Annotated in this window: 20 protein-coding genes and 1 pseudogene; 9 read left to right on the top strand and 12 right to left on the bottom strand. The window is 67.6% G+C overall.

The window, feature by feature from the left end:
• Positions 1–544 (bottom strand): NAD(P)H-binding protein (locus ACRDUX_RS00740; protein ID WP_526410058.1); only part of this gene is annotated, 544 nt, incomplete at its 3' end.
• A 182-nt stretch (positions 545–726) separates the two neighbouring features.
• Between ACRDUX_RS00740 and purM the strand changes: the two genes are divergently transcribed.
• Positions 727–1,794 carry a phosphoribosylformylglycinamidine cyclo-ligase gene (gene purM, locus ACRDUX_RS00735; RefSeq protein ID WP_526410056.1) on the top strand — a complete coding sequence of 356 codons (1,068 nt, stop codon included), beginning with the start codon at positions 727–729 and terminating at the stop codon, positions 1,792–1,794.
• Between the two features lie 36 nt (positions 1,795–1,830).
• On the opposite strand, the gene ACRDUX_RS00730 is transcribed toward purM, so the two are convergent.
• A complete protein-coding gene (locus ACRDUX_RS00730; RefSeq protein WP_526410054.1) occupies positions 1,831–2,019 on the bottom strand; it encodes a DUF3073 family protein in 189 nt (62 codons plus the stop codon).
• Positions 2,020–2,166: 147 nt separating this feature from the next.
• The gene (ygfZ, locus tag ACRDUX_RS00725; protein WP_526410052.1) at positions 2,167–3,246 is read right to left on the bottom strand and encodes a CAF17-like 4Fe-4S cluster assembly/insertion protein YgfZ; all 1,080 of its coding nucleotides are present in this window, start codon (positions 3,244–3,246) and stop codon (positions 2,167–2,169) included.
• A gap of 42 nt (positions 3,247–3,288) precedes the next feature.
• Between ygfZ and ACRDUX_RS00720 the strand changes: the two genes are divergently transcribed.
• Positions 3,289–4,146 carry an aminodeoxychorismate lyase gene (locus ACRDUX_RS00720; RefSeq protein WP_526410050.1) on the top strand — a complete coding sequence of 286 codons (858 nt, stop codon included), beginning with the start codon at positions 3,289–3,291 and terminating at the stop codon, positions 4,144–4,146.
• A gap of 244 nt (positions 4,147–4,390) precedes the next feature.
• Here ACRDUX_RS00720 and ACRDUX_RS00715 read toward each other — a convergent pair whose 3' ends face one another.
• The 8 genes from ACRDUX_RS00715 to lmeA all read right to left on the bottom strand — a co-directional run bounded on the left by ACRDUX_RS00715 (position 4,391) and on the right by lmeA (position 8,559).
• Entirely contained in the window at positions 4,391–4,648 is a 258-nt protein-coding gene (locus ACRDUX_RS00715; RefSeq protein ID WP_526410048.1) for a hypothetical protein, read from the bottom strand.
• Positions 4,648–5,331, bottom strand: a complete 684-nt coding sequence (locus ACRDUX_RS00710; protein WP_526410046.1) for a nitrobindin family protein — start codon at positions 5,329–5,331, stop codon at positions 4,648–4,650. Before ACRDUX_RS00710 ends, ACRDUX_RS00715 begins: the two co-directional genes overlap by 1 nt.
• A 140-nt stretch (positions 5,332–5,471) precedes the next feature.
• Positions 5,472–5,774, bottom strand: a complete 303-nt coding sequence (locus tag ACRDUX_RS00705; protein ID WP_526410044.1) for a DUF1416 domain-containing protein — start codon at positions 5,772–5,774, stop codon at positions 5,472–5,474.
• 1 nt (position 5,775) lies between these two features.
• Complete coding sequence (locus tag ACRDUX_RS00700; RefSeq protein WP_526410042.1) at positions 5,776–6,609, bottom strand: sulfurtransferase; 834 nt, start codon at positions 6,607–6,609, stop codon at positions 5,776–5,778.
• 37 nt (positions 6,610–6,646) lie between these two features.
• The gene (locus ACRDUX_RS00695; protein WP_526410040.1) at positions 6,647–7,105 is read right to left on the bottom strand and encodes a DUF4395 family protein; all 459 of its coding nucleotides are present in this window, start codon (positions 7,103–7,105) and stop codon (positions 6,647–6,649) included.
• An 83-nt stretch (positions 7,106–7,188) separates the two neighbouring features.
• Positions 7,189–7,302, bottom strand: a complete 114-nt coding sequence (locus tag ACRDUX_RS00690) for an Ms5788A family Cys-rich leader peptide (protein WP_526410038.1) — start codon at positions 7,300–7,302, stop codon at positions 7,189–7,191.
• Positions 7,303–7,307: 5 nt separating this feature from the next.
• Positions 7,308–7,733, bottom strand: coding sequence for a TlpA family protein disulfide reductase (locus tag ACRDUX_RS00685; protein WP_526410036.1), 426 nt, complete (start codon positions 7,731–7,733; stop codon positions 7,308–7,310).
• Between the two features lie 28 nt (positions 7,734–7,761).
• On the bottom strand, positions 7,762–8,559 hold the full coding sequence (gene lmeA, locus ACRDUX_RS00680; protein ID WP_526410034.1) for a mannan chain length control protein LmeA: 798 nt from the start codon (positions 8,557–8,559) through the stop codon (positions 7,762–7,764).
• A gap of 175 nt (positions 8,560–8,734) precedes the next feature.
• Here lmeA and ACRDUX_RS00675 point away from each other — a divergent pair, with 175 nt between their 5' ends.
• From ACRDUX_RS00675 to pstB, 6 genes are all read left to right on the top strand, one after another.
• Positions 8,735–9,523, top strand: a complete 789-nt coding sequence (locus tag ACRDUX_RS00675; protein WP_526410032.1) for a winged helix-turn-helix transcriptional regulator — start codon at positions 8,735–8,737, stop codon at positions 9,521–9,523.
• Complete coding sequence (mshD, locus tag ACRDUX_RS00670; RefSeq protein WP_526410030.1) at positions 9,520–10,404, top strand: mycothiol synthase; 885 nt, start codon at positions 9,520–9,522, stop codon at positions 10,402–10,404. The genes ACRDUX_RS00675 and mshD overlap by 4 nt, the downstream gene beginning before the upstream one ends.
• Before the next feature lie 122 nt (positions 10,405–10,526).
• On the top strand, positions 10,527–11,666 hold the full coding sequence (pstS, locus tag ACRDUX_RS00665; protein ID WP_526410028.1) for a phosphate ABC transporter substrate-binding protein PstS: 1,140 nt from the start codon (positions 10,527–10,529) through the stop codon (positions 11,664–11,666).
• Positions 11,667–11,714: 48 nt separating this feature from the next.
• Positions 11,715–12,761, top strand: coding sequence for a phosphate ABC transporter permease subunit PstC (gene pstC / locus ACRDUX_RS00660; protein ID WP_526410026.1), 1,047 nt, complete (start codon positions 11,715–11,717; stop codon positions 12,759–12,761).
• A complete protein-coding gene (pstA, locus tag ACRDUX_RS00655; protein WP_526410024.1) occupies positions 12,758–13,672 on the top strand; it encodes a phosphate ABC transporter permease PstA in 915 nt (304 codons plus the stop codon). Before pstC ends, pstA begins: the two co-directional genes overlap by 4 nt.
• 26 nt (positions 13,673–13,698) lie before the next feature.
• A complete protein-coding gene (gene pstB, locus ACRDUX_RS00650; protein WP_526410022.1) occupies positions 13,699–14,475 on the top strand; it encodes a phosphate ABC transporter ATP-binding protein PstB in 777 nt (258 codons plus the stop codon).
• Here the strand turns inward: pstB and ACRDUX_RS00645 are convergent.
• Positions 14,472–15,446: a quinone oxidoreductase family protein gene (locus ACRDUX_RS00645; protein ID WP_526410020.1), complete on the bottom strand. Its 975-nt coding sequence runs from the start codon at positions 15,444–15,446 to the stop codon at positions 14,472–14,474. The genes pstB and ACRDUX_RS00645 overlap by 4 nt on opposite strands.
• 83 nt (positions 15,447–15,529) lie before the next feature.
• On the opposite strand from ACRDUX_RS00645, the pseudogene ACRDUX_RS00640 reads away from it, so the two are divergent.
• Positions 15,530–15,740: pseudogene (locus tag ACRDUX_RS00640) on the top strand (transcriptional regulator); the annotation flags it as partial.

Here is a 15,740-nt window from a genome sequence, read left to right as displayed (position 1 = left end):
CCCACTTCGGGGCGGTCATCACCGGGAGCCTGTCGGTGAGATGACGGATCATCTCGAACGACGCCGAGCCCGAGCCGACGACGATCCCCGCCTGCAGCACGACGGTCTCGACACCAGACTGCATCAGGATCTCGCCGACGGCGTTTCGCGAACGCAGGTGCCGGGACAGCTCACCCGTCGGGTGCAACCCGGACAGATAGACGATGCGGCGCACGCCTGCCTTCTTCGCGGCGGCGGCGACGTTGTGTGCTGAGCGCTCTTCCTCGCTGACGAAGTCGGACGACGTGCCCATCGAATGGACGAGGTAGTACAGCACGTCGACGTCGGTGAACGCGGGGATCAGAGACTCGGGATCACTCAGGTCGCCGCGCACCACCTCGGCCCGGTCACGCCACGGCGCGTCGCGCAGCTTGGCGGGATTGCGCGCCATCGCCCGCACGGTGTGGCCGCGCTCCACCAGCAACGCAGCGAGATGCCCGCCGACGTAGCCGGTTGCTCCCGTGACCAGAAAACGGTGCGATGCTGCTGGCTCAATGTCCGACACCAAGTCTCCAACCCGTCGATAGCCGCCACCTCGTATTCGGAGCGGGTGTTAGGGGCAGATGTCCGCAGAAGGGCCCTTTCAAACGGGCGGCGTCCCGCGCGTCAGCACGTCAAGGCCGTAGATGTGCCCAAGACCGACGGAGTGCGCGCTCCCGTCAGCCGGGACCGGTACCCTTGGGCGCGATGATGAGCGAGGATCACGGCGCGTCCTACGCATCTGCGGGGGTGGACATCGAGGCGGGCGATCGGGCCGTCGAATTGTTCAAACCGCTTGCGAAAAAGGCAACTCGACCGGAGGTGCGTGGAGGTCTCGGTGGTTTCGCCGGGCTCTTCGCGCTGCGTGGCGGATATCGCGAACCGCTGCTGGCCTCCTCCACCGACGGCGTCGGCACCAAGCTGGCGATCGCGCAGGCGATGGACAAGCACGACACCGTCGGACTCGACCTCGTCGCCATGGTCGTGGACGACCTAGTGGTCTGCGGTGCCGAACCGCTGTTCCTCCAGGACTACATCGCGGTCGGCCGGACGGTCCCCGAACGGGTCGCCGAGATCGTGTCGGGCATCGCCGACGGCTGCGTCATGGCGGGCTGCGCCCTGCTCGGCGGCGAGACGGCCGAACACCCTGGCCTGATGGGGCCCGACCACTACGACATCTCCGCAACGGGCGTCGGCGTGGTCGAGGCCGACGACGTTCTCGGACCGGATCGCGTCAAGCCGGGGGACGTGATCATCGCCATGGCGTCAACCGGGCTGCACTCCAACGGATACTCGCTGGCCCGCAAGGTGCTACTGGAGATGGACCGGGGCAACCTCGCCGGACACGTCGAGGAATTCGGCCGCACGCTTGGCGAGGAACTGCTCGAACCGACCCGCATCTATACCAAGGACTGCCTCGCGCTCGCCGCCGAAACGCAGGTTCGGACGTTCTGCCACGTCACGGGCGGCGGACTGGCCGGGAACCTCGAGCGCGTCATCCCCAATGGCCTGATCGCCGAGCTGGACCGCGGTACGTGGACGCCGGCGCCGGTGTTCGCGATGATCGCCCAGCGAGGGCGTATCGAACGCGTGGAGATGGACAAGACCTTCAACATGGGCGTCGGCATGGTTGCCATCGTCGCGCCGGAGGACACCGATCGCGCGTTGGCGATCTTGACTGCCCGTCATCTGGACTGCTGGACTCTCGGCACCGTCAAGAAGGGTGGCAAGGGCAAGTCCCGCGCCTTGTTGGTCGGTCAGCACCCGCGGTTCTGAAGGCTCAGAGCCGCAGGTGTGAACCGCAGAAACGGCTCAGCGCCGCCAGTCGTCGTCGTCGACCCACCGGTCATCGACCACGGCATCGCCGTTGAGTACGTCAGGCTCGGGGGATCCTGACCCGCCCAATTCCTTCTGTAACCGTTGGAAATCGGTTTGTGGCGAGCTGTACTTCAGGTCACGAGCAACCTTGGTCTGCTTCGCCTTCGCCCGGCCGCGGCCCATGGGGGACCCCCTCGCGCAATAACGGAGCGGCCTGAATGGCAGGCGGCTCCGATCTGAGTGTGTTTTATCGTCCTGTCAACACTTTACCGTGCCCGGCGGTCTCATGCTGTCAGGCCCGGTCCTGCGGCGAGCGCACGACCGCTTCCTTCAACGCTGGTTGCTCCTCAGACGTTCCACGGCGAGCCTTCCGGCGCCAACGCCCGCGGAGGACGGCATCGAATCGGGGTCGATGAGGGCGCTCACGGTGGTCTCGCCGCCGGTGGTCAACTCGGTCTCGACCGGCACCCCCCGCTTGACCAGAGCCATGGCGATCGGGCCGAGGTCGACGTGATCGACCACCGTGCCCAACCGCCCGATCGACCGCCCGCCAGCGAGGATGGGATCGCCGGTGACCGGGCGGTCCCCGGATCCGTCCAGATGCAGCAGCACCAGCATCCGTGGCGGCTTGCCCAGGTTGTGGACGCGCGCGACGGTCTCCTGGCCGCGGTAGCAGCCCTTCTCCAGGTGAACGGCACCGTCACCCGGGCCGCCGATCCAGCCGACTTCGTGGGGGATGGTCCGCTCGTCGGTGTCGACGCCCAGTCGGGGCCGCAGTGTCGCCGCCCTGCGCGCCTCGTAGGCCCAGACCCCCGCGGGCCGCACGCCTGCCGCGATCAGTCGGTCGCGCCAGGCCGCCGCTGCCTCGCGCGGAACGACGAGGTCCACCTCGCCGTCGCGCAGACTGCGCACGAATCCGCCGTCTGCCAGCGGCGTCGCCGATGACACGGCAGGCAGCGCGTCGACGCCGATGGCATTGAGGATGGCGGGGTCACCCACCTGGGGTCCCAGGAGCGACAACACCGCCAGGTCCGCAGGGTCGACGACGACGTCGGCCCAGAAGATCATCTTGCGGAGGTAACCCAGCAGGGGCTCACCGCGCCAGGGCTCGGTATCGATGATCGTGACGCCGTCGAGTTGCGTCTGCAGCCAGTGATCTTCGACACGTCCCTGCACGTCGAGGCTCAGGTTCTCCGCAACGGCGCCGTCTGGCAGGTCCGCGACGTGCTGAGTGGAGATGGTGTGCAGCCACTTGCGCCGCTCGCCGCCGGTCAGCTTGATGGTGGCGCGGTGCGAGCGGTCCACCACCACGGCGGCGGTTTCTGCGGTGCGCTGTTCTCCGAGCGGATCGCCGTAGTGCCAGGTGGCGCCTGCGTCGGGACCCAGCTCTGGCGAGGGGATTGCGGACATCCCTCCAGCGTACGGCGGGCACGCGGGCTACCGTCTTGCCCCATGGCGACCCGCAGCGAGATCGTCGTCACGCTCGACGGCCTGGCCGTCGAACGCAACCAGCCCATCGTGCATGCCGACGATCCGATGTTCTCCCGTGGCGACGGCGTGTTCGAGACGCTGCTGGTCCGCGACGGACGGGCGTGCCTCCTCGACGCCCACCTCGAGAGGTTGGCGCGCTCCGCGGCGATCGTCGGACTGCCCGCGCCGGACCTGGCCGGCTGGAGCGCCACAGCAGCCACCGCGTGCGCCCTGTGGCCCGGCGCAGGCGATGCCGTGCTGCGGCTGGTGTTCGGGCGCGAGCGTGGCGGTGGAGCCACCGGATTCGTCACGTTGTCGGAGATGCCCGCCCGGGCATTCGCGTCGCGGCGGGACGGGGTGTCCGCGATGACGCTGGATCGCGGGGTGATGGCAGCTGGCGCCACCGAAGCGCCGTGGTCGCTCGCCGGGACCAAGTCCCTCTCGTACGCGATCAACGCGGCCGCGCTGCGGCATGCCGACGGCCTCGGCATCGGTGACGTGGTCCTGCTGAGCACCGACGGATTCGTTCTGGAGGGACCGCGGTCGAGCGTCGTGATCGCCGACGGTGACGGCAGCCTGGTGACCCCGCCCACGACGTTGCCGATCCTCCCAGGCACCACGGTGCAGGCCGTGTTCGACGTCGCCCGCGCACACGGCAGGGTCTGCCAGAGTCGTCCGCTGCGCGTCGGTGATCTCATTGCTGCACAGGGGGTTTGGCTGCTCTCCAGCATCACGCTCGCAGCCCGGGTGCACACGCTGGACGGCCACCCTCTACCTGTCGCGCCCGATGGCGCCGACATCGCGGCGCTGGTCGACGAGGCGATCGACGGCGGGCAGTGAGCGGGGCCGCGAAAATCGGTTGTCGGCCCGCCCTTTCGGGAGTAGTTTCGCTTTTACACGTGAAGGGAGGTGGTCCGAGAAATTGATTGACTCATGGACAAGTGAGGTGGCTGCCCGCTAGCAGCACCGGGTGTTTACCAGCGTGCGCTGGCGAATTCCCGGCAGTCACCCGGCCCCCGAGCCCCTCGGTCCGTCCAACCAGGAACCAAAGGCTCGGGGGCCGCTCCATGTCTGGAGGACGGGCTCAGCTCGCGGGCCCAGGGCCAAGCGTCGAGCAGGCTTGCATCGCATCGCGCCAGGTGGTCTGGTCGACGCCGGGCGGTGGCCCGGCCGACGGGCCCGGTGCGGCCGGCACGCCGTGCTCGGAAAGGCACTGTGCGAGAGCGCCATGGCCCGAGGGGGACGTCGACGTGGCGGGAGCCTCGGGCTTCGGTGTCTCGGAGCTGCAGGAGGCGAGCAGGGCCGCCGTGGCGAGCACCACGGTCAGGGCGGGGAAGCGCACTAGCCGACGTGCCGCGACAGGCGTGCGGACAGATGCGGGACGAGTCCGCCGTCGGCGTCGACGCGCTCCTCGACGTAGGCGAGGTCACCGCCGTCGACGATGCCGTACAGCCGCTTGGCTCCGCCGACGAGCACCCCGGACTTGCTGCGAGCAAGTGCGTCGGTCGCCAATTCCCACGACGACTGATTCAGCGGGTAGCCGTAGAACAACTCGACGTAGCCTGCCGTGTGCGCCAGCAGTAGCTCGATCGCCTGGGACTCCGCAGGGTCCTCCGGGTCGTTCACGAATCGCCAGAACCCGGACTCCCGGAGCCCCGGCCCCTGGTATTCGCCGGACTCCGAGAGCAGCCAGGAGCGGGCTTCCCAATTCAGGTACTCACCCCCGTCGTGCGAGACGACGATCTGCTGGCCGAACGGATAGTCCCCTGCCGAGCCGCGGCCCGTGCCCTCACCGCGCCACACCCCGACGAGCGGCAGCAGGGCCAGCAACGCGTCATTGAGGCTGACGCCTTCGCGAAGGTTCGCGGTGTCCGAGGGAATCGGCAGATCGTCGAACGTCGGGACGTTGCGCGCGGCCGTCACCTTGGCGCGCTCGATGGCAGCCGCCACGGCACGGTCGGCCGAGCCGGGAATGATCGATCCCGTCGCCTCAGTGGGGTCGACGGGGTTCTCGTCGGAGGTCACAATTCGTCGGTGATCAACCGGTACACCGCATACAGGGCGAACCAGGTGATGACGACGACCGCCACGACGAGCATGATCTCGAAGAAGAGCACCACGAGAGTGAAGTCTAGTTCCGACGGGCAGCGGCGAGGCGACCGGGGCTACGCGACCTTGACGTCGACTTCGTGGATGCCCGCACCCGACGGCGCGACGCTGGCGTCTCCGTTGCCCGCGGGCGACAGGGCGCGAAGCGTCCACGTCCCCGGCGCGGCGAAGAACCGGAAGTCACCGGTCGCCGATGCGACGACCTCGGCGGTGAACTCGTCGGACGAGTCCAGCAGACGCACGAACGCGCCACCGACGGTCTGACCGGAGCCGTCGAGGACTCGACCCGTGATCACGGTCTCCTTCTCGAGGTCAACGCTGGCGGGCAACGTCAGTCCTTGCTTCGGTGCAGAGCACATATCAACTTCCCAACTCGATCGGGGCGCCCACTAGGGAGCCGTATTCCGTCCAACTGCCGTCGTAGTTCTTGACGTTTTCGTGGCCGAGGAGTTCGGCCAGCACGAACCAGGTGTGCGACGAACGCTCACCGATGCGGCAGTACGCGATGGTCTCCTTCTGTCCGTCCAGGCCGGCCTCGGCGTACAGCTTGGCCAGGTCGTCGTCGGACTTGAAGGTGCCGTCCTCGTTGGCCGCCTTGCTCCACGGCACGTTGATGGCGCTGGGGATGTGGCCGGGGCGCTGGCTCTGCTCCTGCGGCAGGTGGGCGGGAGCGAGGATCTTGCCGGAGAACTCATCGGGGGAGCGGACGTCGACCAGGTTCTTGACGTTGATGGCGTCGATGACCTCGTCGCGGAACGCGCGGATGGTGTTGTCGGGCGCCTGCGCGGAATAGGACGTCGAAGGCCGGGCGGGCCCTTCCGAGACCAGTGGACGGCCGTCGAGCTCCCACTTCTTGCGGCCGCCGTCGAGCAGCTTGACGTCCTGGTGGCCGTAGAGCTTGAAGTACCAATAGGCGTACGCGGCGAACCAGTTGTTGTTGCCGCCGTAGAGGATCACCGTGTCGTCGTTGGCGATGCCGCGATCGGACAGGAGCTTCGAGAACTGCTGCGCGTCGACGAAGTCGCGGCGCACCGAATCCTGCAGATCGGTCTTCCAGTCCAGCTTGACCGCCCCGGCGATGTGGCCGCCGTCGTAGGCGCTGGTGTCCTCGTCGACCTCGACGAAGACGGTGTTCGGCGCGTCGAGATTGCTCTCGGCCCAGTCGGTCGTGACCAGGACGTCGGAGCGTGCCATGGATGAAATCCCTTCGGTTGCTTGTGAAGTCGGAGAGTCAGACAGGGTTGGGCGCAGTGCGGAAACGGGCGACGAGCGGGTAGAGCTGGCAGCCGAGGCAGATGCCGAAGGCCGCGTTGAGGAAGGCCGCGATCAACGCGAACGCAGTTGCGATCAGGCCGAGCGTGACCAGTCCGGTGGCGAAGCCGACGGTTCCGACGACGGCGAACACGAACCCGACCAGCTGGGCGAACTTCAGCGGGGGCACCGGCTCCTTCTCGGTCACCGGTCCGAGCCGGGGAGCGACGAACTTCGCGAACACGCGGCCGTACGGGTGCTTGCGAGGGCCGCCGACCGCCCCGATCGCGAATACGATGGCCTGCAGGCCGAGGACTACGGCTGCGGCGTAGGAACTGAATCCCGACGCGACGAGGGTGGCGACGATGACGGCAGTGGTGACCCACGCTGCGAAGCGTGGCCCGCGAACGTCGACCTGTTCACTGGTCTGATTCGGCACGGAAAACTCCTGATGTCGTGAGAGCTGGACGTGGGCATGCCAGAGAGGCTGCTCCGAGGGCGACGCGAGGAACGCGTGGCTGCTCAGCAGCTACAACAACAACAGCAACCCGCGACGCGGCACAGATCTACTGCGCGGCGCTTGGTGAGCCTGAGCTCGACGCGGGTGGACACGCCCGACAGCCTACCCAATGACATCCTCGTCAAGCCAATAGCGGTTCGAGCGCCGAGCGCAGGTCAGCGGCCTTGGGCACGCCAGAGGCCCGGTACTGCTGGCGACCGTCGGCATCGAAGATGAACGTGGTCGGCAACGACAGGACCGAAAGTCGCCGCGCTGCCGCGGGGTTGTCGTCCATGTCGATCTCCACGTGGGCGACGCCTGGCAACGTCGCGCACACCTCGTCGACCACGCGCCGGACGCCTGCGCACGGGCCGCACCAGTCCGCGCTGAAGTGCAGCACGGTGGGCCGATCCTCGGCAAGGCCCAGGTCGGACGTGTCGAGATCGGGTGATTCCGGCGCGGTGCTCTGAAGCACGCCCGCGCGCCGCGTCATCAGCCGCCCGATCACCAACGCCGCCCCCAGTGCGACGACGAGCACCGCGACGACGACCGGCAGTGAAGCGCTCATCGGTGCCCCCTGTTCTTCGCGCAAGCGCTCATCTCTGTCTAAACCCGTCCAGGGCGATCGTTACTCCCGTGGTGATGCCTTCGATGATGATGTCGGACCCCCGCGCGCCCTCGGTGGTGGGCGTCACGGCGAACGGAAGCTTCATCCCCGGCATTCTGGTGTGGAACGCCGCGAGGACCGCCTGCTTCTGATCGTCGGGTACCGGCTGGTCGGCCGTGCCGGCGCCGGTGAGCACACCGGTTGCGGTGAACACCAGCGTGGTCTCGTCTTCGCCCTCGGTCGAGAGGTCGACCGAGACGCTGACCCGCTTGTCGAAGCCCGCCGAGACCGGTGTCCCCGTGAACACCAGTCCGTGGCTCCCCGAGATGCCCGACTCCGTCGTGCCGCCCGTCGCGTCGTTGGTCTCCTGCGGTGGCGCTTCGACGAGCAGATCCTTGATCCCCATGAACCTGCCGACGTGCGTCGAGTCGACGATGATGCGGCTCTCCAGCTCGGTCAGCGGCAGCTTGGAGCCTGGCCGGAGGAGCCAAGAGCTCTCCGTCAGGTCGACGGAGTGCAGCGTCGCCTCGAGGGAGACCTTGCCGGCGACGGGGTGATCCACTCCGCCTGCGCGGATCTCCACCTCTCGGTAGTCGTGACGCATTGCTTGCGTGACGAACGGAAACCCGAGGATGCCCACCCACGGGTCGAACGGCAGATCGTTGGACGAGCGCACGGCGCGGGCCCAGTGGAACTCGGCGTAGATCGCCGTACCGAAGTCGACACCGACGGCGCCGAGCGCGAGCGTCGCGACCGTCGCGACGAGTCCGATCAGCAGCTTGCGCACTCGCACATTCTGGACTACGGCAACCGGTGCTCCACGCTCAGCGCGGCTAATCAGCAGGTTGCACGCTATCGTTGTCCCAGCGTCGGCCGGTAACGGCCGCGTGTCAGCCATGAATCTGGGAGATTGCCCGGACATCGACGTCGGGTGATTTTACCGAAATGCGCTGGAGGGCCCATTGGATCTGTTGCTGCTGACCGTCGACCCGCATCCCGAGTCGGTACTGCCGTCGCTTGCGCTGCTTGCGCACAGCGTGCGGTCCGCGCCGACCGAGGTGTCCTCGCTTCTCGAGGCGGGCACCGCGGACGTGGCGATCGTCGATGCCCGGACGGACCTGGCGGCCGCCCGCGGGCTGTGCCGACTGCTTGGCAGCACGGGGACGTCGGTCCCCGTCGTCGCGGTCGTGAACGAAGGTGGCCTGGTGGCCGTCAACGTCGAATGGGGTCTCGACGAGATCCTGCTGCCGAGCACGGGACCGGCCGAGATCGACGCCAGGCTGCGACTGCTCGTCGGTCGCCGTGGCGGCGCCGCGGACCAGGAGAGCGCGGGCAAGGTCAATCTCGGTGAGCTCGTCATCGACGAGGGCACCTACACCGCACGGCTCCGTGGTCGCCCGCTCGACCTCACGTACAAGGAGTTCGAGCTGCTGAAGTATCTGGCCCAGCACGCGGGCCGGGTGTTCACCAGGGCGCAGTTGCTCCAGGAGGTCTGGGGCTACGACTTCTTCGGTGGCACTCGCACCGTCGACGTGCACGTGCGACGTCTGCGCGCGAAGCTCGGCCCCGAGTACGAGTCGTTGATCGGTACCGTCCGCAACGTCGGCTACAAGGCCGTGCGGCCCGCGCGCGGCCGACCGCCGGTCCCGGAGTCCGACTACGGTGACGACGACCTCGACGACTCGGCAGCCTACGACCAGGAGCCGGCGGGGCGCCCCGACGGCCTAGGCGACCCTCTTCGCGCGCAGTGAATGTAATCGCTTGGCGGACAGGCCTTTCCGAAGATGACCGCCGCCGCATCACCGCAGTCCTCGACGCCGCCACTGCGCACGACGGCACGGCGCCCGTCGGCGATCAGGTGCTCCGTGATCTGCACCACGACCGCACCAGGCACCTCGTCGCCGAGCTCGACGACGCGATAGTCGGCTACCTCGATCTGGTCCCAGCGGCGGACGACGCGCCCGCCATGGCCGAGGTCGCGGTCGCGCCCGACGCCCGCAGGCGTGGCATCGGGTCCGAATTGATCCGCACCGGCCTCGCCGAGGGTGGCCCGGGCGCCCGGGTCTGGGCGCACGGCAACCTCGCGCCCGCGAGGGGCACGGCCGCCGCGCTCGGCCTGGTCGCCGCGCGCGAGCTGCTGCAGATGCGCCGCCCGCTCAGTGACCTCCCGCCGCTCGCGCCAAGGGACGACGTGCTGCTGCGGACCTACGCGGGCCCGGACGACGATGCCGAGCTGCTGCGCGTCAACAACGCCGCGTTCTCCTGGCATCCCGAGCAGGGCGGCTGGACCGAGGCGGACATCGCGGAGCGACGCGGTGAGTCGTGGTTCGACCCCGAAGGGTTGTTCCTGGCGTTCGATCAGAAGAGCGGCGCGTTGCTGGGGTTCCACTGGACCAAGGTGCATGACGCGGGGCTTGGTGAGGTCTACATCGTCGGCGTCGATCCGCAGTCTCAGGGCCGGGGGCTGGGGGCCACTCTGACCCTCGTCGGACTGCACCACCTCGCGGACCGGCTCGGGCCCGACTCCGAGGTGACCCTTTACGTCGAGGCAGATAACTCGGCGGCGGTGAAGACGTACGAACGGCTGGGATTCTCGGTCTTCGCCGCGGACGTGGCGTACACCCTGCGTTAGCCCCTCAGCTGTGAAATCGCTGAGCCTGTTCACCGCTCGTTCACTTTTCGTCCGCGATCCGTCCACCGGCGGCGCATACGTTGCCGGGGAGTCCTGAGGCAGACGAATCGAAAGTGGGATAAGTGAAGCTCAATCGCTTTGGCAAGGTGCTTGGCACGACACTATCGGCAGCGGCGCTCGCCGCGATGACGATGACCGCATGCGGCAGTGACAACAACTCCGGAACCTCGTCAAGCAGCGCATCGGGATCGGCCTCGGGATCGTCCGCGGCCGCCGCAGCCGACTGCGGCGGCAAGTCCTCCCTGACCGCCGAGGGTTCGACGGCCCAGCAGAACGCCATCGCCGAGTTCAACAAGGCCTGGGGTGAGGCTTGCTCGGGCAAGTCCCTGGCCTACAACCCGACCGGTTCGGGCGCGGGTGTGACGCAGTTCATCGCCAAGCAGGTCGACTTCGCGGGCTCCGACTCGGCACTTGCCGCCGACCAGGTCGATCCGGCCGCCCAGCGCTGCGGCGGAAACCCGGCGTGGAACCTGCCGCTGGTGTTCGGCCCTGTCGCGATGGCGTACAACGTCGAGGGCGTCGACAACCTCGTCGTGAACGCCGACGTGCTGTCCAAGATCTTCACCGGTGCCATCACCACGTGGAACGACCCGGCCATCGCCGCGCTCAACAGTGGCGCGACCCTGCCGGACACCAAGATCACGCCGATCTACCGGTCGGACTCGTCGGGCACCACCGACAACTTCCAGACGTATCTGGGCGCCGCGGCACCACAGGCCTGGACCAAGGGCGCGGGCAAGGAGTTCCAGGGCGGTGCGGGTGAGGGCGCGCAGAAGTCGTCAGGCGTCGTGCAGGCCGTGCAGGCGACGCCAGGTGCCATCGGGTACGTCGAGAAGAGCCCGGCGGCGGCGGCGAATCTGCCGTTCGCGCAGATCGACAGCGGCGCGGGTGCGGTTGCACTGACCGACGAGACGACCGCCAAGGCCGTCGGTGACGCCAAGTTCAAGGCCGAGGGCCTGGACCTCACGCTGGACCTCAACGCGCTGTACGCCTCCAAGGAAGCCGGCGCGTACCCGCTGATGCTGGCCACCTACGAGATCGTCTGCTCGAAGGGCTACGACACCGACACCGCCGCTGCGGTCAAGTCGTTCCTGACGGTATCGGCTAACCAGGGCCAGGCCGCCTTGTCGGCGGCCGGGTTCGTTCCGCTGCCCGACGGCTTCAAGGAGCGGTTGCTCAAGTCCGTCGACGCAATTGCCTAGACGGCTGGCGTACCGCCGACAACGCGGTGAGGATGGGCTCTGGTACCGATGACCGACAACGGGATGACAGTGACGACACCGAACCCAACCGGTGCGGGATCGGGCGAAGTGATCGCTTCGCCGTTTCCCTCACCTGACCCGATCTCCACCAACCCCTCCAAGGGCGCGAAAGTGCGGTTGGGGGACAGGATCTTCGGCGGTCTCGCCGAGGGTGCAGGCGTCCTGATCGTCGTTCTCATCGCGGCGATCGGGGTGTTCCTGCTGTGGCGTGCGGTTCCCGCCCTGAGTCGCAACGAGGCGAACTTCTTCACCTACGGCGGCAACTGGATCACTACGGACACCTCCGCGATGCACTTTGGCATCCTGGACCTGATTCAGGTGACCGTGTTCGTCTCGGTGTTCGCCCTGGTGCTGGCGATGCCCGTCGCGCTGGGCATCGCGATCTTCCTCACCCAGTACTCCCCGCGGCGGCTGGCAGGGCCGTTGGCGTACGTCGTCGACCTTCTGGCCGCCGTGCCGTCCATCGTCTACGGCGTGTGGGGTCTCTACGTGCTGGCGCCCGTGCTCAAGCCCTTCGCACTGTGGCTCAACACCAACCTCGACTGGCTGTTCCTGTTCAAGACCGGCACCGCGTCGGTGGCGGGCGGCGGAACGATCTTCACCGCCGGCATCGTTCTGGCGGTGATGATCCTGCCGATCATCACGGCGGTCTCCCGCGAGGTGTTCATTCAGACGCCCCGCGGTCAGATCGAGGCGGCCCTGGCGCTGGGCGCCACCAGGTGGGAGGTCGTCAGGACGACGGTGCTGCCGTTCGGGCTGTCGGGCTACATCAGCGGCGCGATGCTCGGCCTCGGCCGGGCCCTCGGTGAGACCATTGCCCTGCTGATCATCCTGCGCGGCACGCAGACGGCGTTCGGTTGGTCGCTCTTCGATGGCGGCTACACGTTCGCCAGCAAGATCGCCTCCGCCGCAAGCGAGTTCAACGACCAGTACAAGGCGGGCGCTTACATCGCGGCTGGTCTGGTGCTGTTCATCCTGACGTTCGTGGTGAACTCGTTGGCGCGCGCCGCGGTCGCCGGAAGGGGTGCCAAATGACCGCCACCTTGGACAAGCCGGTCAAGGCCCCCACCTTCCAGGGCGTCAGCGCCAGGCGCAAGATCACCAACAACCTTGCGACCGTGCTGGTCTCGGCGTCGGTCCTGGTGGCGCTGGTGCCGCTGATCTGGGTGCTCTACTCGGTCATCAGCAAGGGCCTGGCGGCGGTCACGACCGCGACGTGGTTCACCAACTCGCAGGCGGGCACCACCGCGTTCTCGCCGGGTGGCGGTGTGTATCACGCCATCGCGGGCACCCTGCTGCAGGGCATCGTCTGCTCGATCATCTCGATTCCCGTCGGCGTGATGGTCGCGGTGTATCTCGTCGAGTACGGCGGGGGGACCAGGCTTGGCAAGATCACCACGTTCATGGTCGACATCCTCACCGGGGTGCCGTCGATCGTGGCCGCACTCTTCATCTATGCGCTCTGGGTCGCAACCCTCGGGTTCGAGCGGTCGGGGTTCGCGGTTTCCCTCGCGCTGGTGCTGTTGATGATTCCGGTCATCGTGCGGGCCACCGAGGAGATGCTGCGCATCGTGCCGATGGACCTTCGCGAGGCCAGTTATGCACTGGGCGTGCCGAAGTGGAAGACCATCGTGCGCATCGTCATCCCGACCGCGCTGTCGGGCATCGTGACGGGCGTGATGCTGGCGCTGGCCCGCGTGATGGGCGAGACGGCACCGCTGCTGATCCTGGTCGGCTACGCGGCGGCCATCAACTTCGACATGTTCGGCGGTTTCATGGGCTCGCTGCCCGGCATGATGTACGACCAGATCTCGGCCGGCGCCGGTGCCAACCCCATCCCCACGGACCGGCTGTGGGGTGCTGCGCTGACGCTGGTCCTGCTGATCGCCATCCTCAACATCGCGGCGCGGCTCGTCGCAAAAGTGTTCTCTCCCAAAAAGGTTTAGTCCCCAAGAAGGTTTAGGAGCTACCCGTGGCCAAGCGCCTCGATCTCAAAGACGTCAACATCTACTACGGGTCGTTCCACGCCGTGTCCGAGGTAGCACTGTCGGTGCAGCCGCGCAGTGTTACGGCGTTCATCGGCCCGTCGGGCTGCGGCAAGTCGACGGTGCTGCGCACGCTCAACCGCATGCACGAGGTCATTCCCGGCGCCCGCGTCGAGGGCTCCGTGCTGCTCGACGGCGAGGACATCTACGGTGCCGGCGTCGATCCGGTCGGTGTCCGCAAGACCATCGGCATGGTGTTCCAGCGGCCGAATCCCTTCCCCACCATGTCGATTCGCGACAACGTGGTGGCCGGGTTGAAGCTGCAGGGCAGGCACAGCAAGAAGGTGCTCGACGAGGTGGCGGAGCGTTCGCTCAAGGGCGCCAACCTGTGGAACGAGGTCAAGGACCGGCTGGAGAAGCCCGGCGGCGGGCTCTCCGGCGGCCAGCAGCAGCGGTTGTGCATCGCCCGTGCCATCGCCGTGCAACCCGACGTGCTGCTGATGGACGAGCCGTGCTCGGCGCTCGACCCCATCTCGACGCTGGCGATCGAGGACCTCATCTCCGAGTTGAAGCTGGACTTCACCATCGTCATCGTCACGCACAACATGCAGCAGGCCGCCAGGGTCAGCGATCAGACCGCGTTCTTCAACCTGGAGGCGACGGGCAAGCCGGGCAAGCTGATCGAGATCGACGACACCGAGAAGATCTTCTCCAACCCGACGCAGAAGGCGACGGAGGACTACATCTCCGGCCGCTTCGGCTAGGGCACCAGTACCACCCGGGTGCCCGACGGCTCGGCCGCGGTCCACGCCTGCTCGACGTCGGCCAGCCTGCGTGTCTGGACGCGCAGCTGCAGCTGGCCTCCGGCCACCATGGTGAACAGCTTCGGCAGTGCCTCGATACGCGCTCGGCCGAGTACTTCCGGTGGCACGCTGCCGAGTCCGACGCCGGACATGGTGATGCCCGTGCTGCGGAGGATGCCCGCGGGCAGGGTCATGGTCAGGCCCGCCATCGAGCCGATCTGGATGAACCGGGTCGCGTGATGGTGCGCCGCGGGATGGCTGTCGGACAACGCGGCGAGGACGCGCTCGGCGGGCGTGCCCCACAGGTAGTCGAGCACCGCGTCGAACGGCCGCTCGCCATGCAACGCGCCGACCCTGGCGAAGGCGTCCTCGTCACCGAGCGCGATGGCCTCATCGGCCCCGACCGTGCGCAACCAGTCCAGGCGGGTGGCGTCGCGGCCCATCACCACGACGTGGCCCGCGCCGAAAACCGACTTCGCGAGCTGCGTGGCCGTCGAGCCGGTGACTCCGGTGGCGCCAAGCACCAAGACGCGATCACCCGGTTTCACCGCCGCCGCGTATTCGAGCGACATCCACGCCGACATGCCGGGATTGGGGATGGCGGCGGCGGTAACGGAGTCGACTCCGTCGGGCAGCTCGATTGCTCCAGCCGGGTTGATCAACGTCCGCTCGGCCATCATTCCGTAGGGTGCCAGCGCGCCGGTGTACACGCGGCGGCCGTCGTCGAGGCGGGCCACCCCGTCGACACCCGGGATGGCCGGTAATTGAATCTCCCTGCTGGCGTAGTGCTTTCCCGACATCAATCCTCGGCTCAGGTTGGTCAGCGCCGATGCCTCCACGGCTGCGACCACTTGACCGTCTCGGGCGGCCGGCTCCGGAAAATCCTGGTAGACGGGCGCGAGGCCCCAATTCTCGACCACTGCTGCCTTCACGAGTCTTCTCCCATCGCTTGATAGGATATTGTTTCCATGGAAACAATGTACGACGCGAGGCCTGCGATGGCAAGATGGTTTCCATGAAAACCAAGTCGGTGCTCATCGCCGACATCAATCAACTGGTCGGCGCGGTCGGTGACAAGTTCGATACCGACGAGGACGGTGACGCCGAGCGCGACTTCATGGCGGAACGCTGCCCGGAGCGGTTGGTGGCCTCGGTCCGGACGCTGCCGACGCTGTCGATGCACCTTCTCGCGGCCATCGCGCAGGGGCCGGTCAGCGTCGTCGGCC

Source organism: Mycobacterium sp. (genome assembly GCF_050701675.1).
Classification (GTDB): Bacteria; Actinomycetota; Actinomycetes; order Mycobacteriales; family Mycobacteriaceae; genus Mycobacterium.
Note: the sequence above shows the minus strand (reverse complement) of the source record. Positions and strands in the feature narration are given on the sequence as shown.

Excerpts from the sequence above, each read along its gene's own strand:
- ACRDUX_RS00700 (WP_526410042.1), bottom strand. The coding sequence starts at position 6,609 with ATGGCACGCTCCGACGTCCTGGTCACGACCGACTGGGCCGAGAGCAAT.
- ygfZ (WP_526410052.1), bottom strand. The coding sequence starts at position 3,246 with ATGTCCGCAATCCCCTCGCCAGAGCTGGGTCCCGACGCAGGCGCCACC.
- pstC (WP_526410026.1), top strand. The coding sequence starts at position 11,715 with ATGACCGACAACGGGATGACAGTGACGACACCGAACCCAACCGGTGCG.
- pstA (WP_526410024.1), top strand. The coding sequence starts at position 12,758 with ATGACCGCCACCTTGGACAAGCCGGTCAAGGCCCCCACCTTCCAGGGC.
- ACRDUX_RS00690 (WP_526410038.1), bottom strand. The coding sequence starts at position 7,302 with ATGTCATTGGGTAGGCTGTCGGGCGTGTCCACCCGCGTCGAGCTCAGG.
- ACRDUX_RS00705 (WP_526410044.1), bottom strand. The coding sequence starts at position 5,774 with ATGTGCTCTGCACCGAAGCAAGGACTGACGTTGCCCGCCAGCGTTGAC.
- purM (WP_526410056.1), top strand. The coding sequence starts at position 727 with ATGATGAGCGAGGATCACGGCGCGTCCTACGCATCTGCGGGGGTGGAC.
- ACRDUX_RS00685 (WP_526410036.1), bottom strand. The coding sequence starts at position 7,733 with ATGAGCGCTTCACTGCCGGTCGTCGTCGCGGTGCTCGTCGTCGCACTG.
- ACRDUX_RS00720 (WP_526410050.1), top strand. The coding sequence starts at position 3,289 with ATGGCGACCCGCAGCGAGATCGTCGTCACGCTCGACGGCCTGGCCGTC.
- ACRDUX_RS00730 (WP_526410054.1), bottom strand. The coding sequence starts at position 2,019 with ATGGGCCGCGGCCGGGCGAAGGCGAAGCAGACCAAGGTTGCTCGTGAC.